General features: G+C 62.1%; 2 protein-coding genes. Both read left to right on the top strand.

Features of this window, described 5'->3' with window-relative positions; translation table 11 throughout:
- Positions 1 to 945: hydrogenase small subunit (locus tag ACUM6F_RS12660; protein WP_425621809.1), on the top strand; the 945-nt coding region annotated here is incomplete at its 5' end.
- Between the two features lie 16 nt (positions 946 to 961).
- A partial coding sequence (locus tag ACUM6F_RS12655) for a nickel-dependent hydrogenase large subunit (protein ID WP_445349465.1) occupies positions 962 to 2,340 on the top strand: 1,379 nt, incomplete at its 3' end.

Here is a 2,340-nt window from a genome sequence, read left to right as displayed (position 1 = left end):
ATGAGAAAACTTTCACGGCGAGAGTTTATCCAAGCGTGTGCCGCTTCGACCGCGGGTCTGAGCCTCATGTCTCTGCTCGGGCCGCAGATCACAGACGCGCTGGCCGAAATGGCAGACGGCAAGCCCCCCGTCATCTGGCTGCAGGGGGCCAGTTGCACCGGCTGTTCCGTATCGCTTTTAAACAGCGTCGAACCGCCGATCGAAAAAGTCCTTTTGGACGTCATCAGTCTCCGTTATCATCCTAACGTATCCGCCGCTTCCGGTCACGACGTCGTCCACGTTCTCGAAGAAGTCGCCGCCAAACACCGCGACAACTTCTTCCTCGTCGTCGAAGGCGGCATTCCCCTGGGCGAAAAGGGTCACTACTGCACCATCGCCGAGAAAAACGGCAAACACCTTACCATCCTTGACGCCGTCGCCAAAATGGGCGAAGCCGCCAAGGCCGTTATCGCCGCCGGTTCCTGCGCCTCCTTCGGCGGCATTCCGGCGGCCCGGCCCAACCCGACCAGCGTCGTCGGTGTTTCCCACGTCGTCAAAAACAAGCCGGTCATCAACATCGGCAACTGCCCCATGCACCCCGACCACTTCCTGGGCACCGTCGTCTACGTCCTCACCTACGGCGAACTGCCTGAGCTGGACAAATACAACCGGCCCAAAATGTTCTACCCGATGCCCATTCACGACAACTGTCCGCGGCGGCCCATGTTCGAGGCCAACCAGTTCGCCCTCCAGCCCGGGCAGGAAGGCTGTTTAGCCCTTTTGGGCTGCAAGGGCTTCATCGCCATGAGCGACTGCCCCAAGCGCAAGTGGAACGGCGGGACCAACTGGTGCATCGATGCCGGGGCGCCCTGTCAGGCCTGTTCCGAGCCCGAGTTTCCCGACGACGTCAGCCCGCTTTACGGCTGGATGCCTGTCAAGGGCAAACTCGAAGCTTTTACCAAGTAAGGGGGTGGAACATTAAATGGCACAGAAAATCCTTGTCGATCCCGTAACCAGAATCGAGGGTCACCTGGGCATCGAAGTTGAAGTCGAAAACGGTAAAGTCATCGACGCCAAAGCCTCCGGCACCCTCTTCCGGGGCCTGGAGATGATCCTGCGGGGCCGCGACCCGCGTGACGCCCAGCACATCATGCAGCGCATCTGCGGCGTCTGACCCATCTCCCACGGCATCAGTTCGGTGCTAAACCTAGACGACGCCTTCGGCATCCTGCCGCCCAAAAACGGGCGCATCTTGAGAAACCTCATTCAGGCGGCCAACTACGTCCAGTCGCACATCCTGCACTTCTACCACCTCGCGGCCTTGGACTACGTCAAGGGCCCCGACACCGCGCCCTTCATCCCCCGTTACGAAGGGGATTACCGGCTGCCCAAGGACGTTAACGACATGGCCGTCGGCCACTACATCCAGGCTCTGGACATGCGCAAAAAAGCGCACCAGCTCCTGGCCGTCTTCGGCGCCAAGGCGCCGCACACCACCGTCTTCATTCCCGGCGGCGTCACCTCCCTCGTCACCGCCGAAAAAGTCGACCAGTTCGTCAAACTCCTGGACGAACTCATCGCCTTCGTCGACAACGTCTACATCCCCGACGTCCTTGCTGTCGCCGGCATTTACGACGACTGGTTCGGCATCGGCGCCGGCTGCAAAAACCTCTTAGTCTGGGGCGTCTTCCCCCTCACCGACGAAAAGGACCTTGACGGCCAGCAGCAGTTCATCAAGCGCGGCCGTTACACCAACGGCGAGTGGGCGCCCGTCGACCCCCAAGAAGTTACCGAGCATGTCATGTACTCCCGTTTCGAGTCCAAGACCTCCAAGCGGCATCCCAGCGAGGGCATGACCGTGCCCGAGCCTCACAAATCCGGCGCCTACTCCTGGCTTAAAGCCCCGCGTTACGCCGACCTGCCGCACGAAGTCGGTCCGCTGGCGCGCATGTGGGTCAACAAAGAACCCGGTACCCTGGGCCTGGGCGACAAAGCCTTCTCCGTCCTCGGCCGGCATTACGCCCGCGCTGTCGAGTGCTCCCTCGTCGCCCACGCCATGAAAGAATGGGCCGCCCAGCTTGAGCCCGGCCAGCCCTGCTTCACCCCGCACGACATTCCCAAGGAAGCCAGGGGGCAGGGCCTCACCGAGGCCCCGCGCGGCGCGCTCGGCCACTGGATCGAGATCAAGGACCACGTTATCCACAACTACCAGGCCGTCGTGCCCAGCACCTGGAACATCTGCCCGCGTGACGACAACGGCGTCATGGGCCCGCTGGAGCAAGCCCTGGTCGGCACCCCGGTGAAAGACCCGAACCAGCCGATCGAACTCGTGCGCGTGGTCCGCTCCTTCGACCCGTGCAT

The sequence above is a fragment of the Desulforudis sp. DRI-14 genome (genome assembly GCF_052618305.1).
The sequence above is the reverse complement of the archived record's forward strand: the minus strand, read 5'-3'. Positions and strand labels throughout refer to the sequence as shown.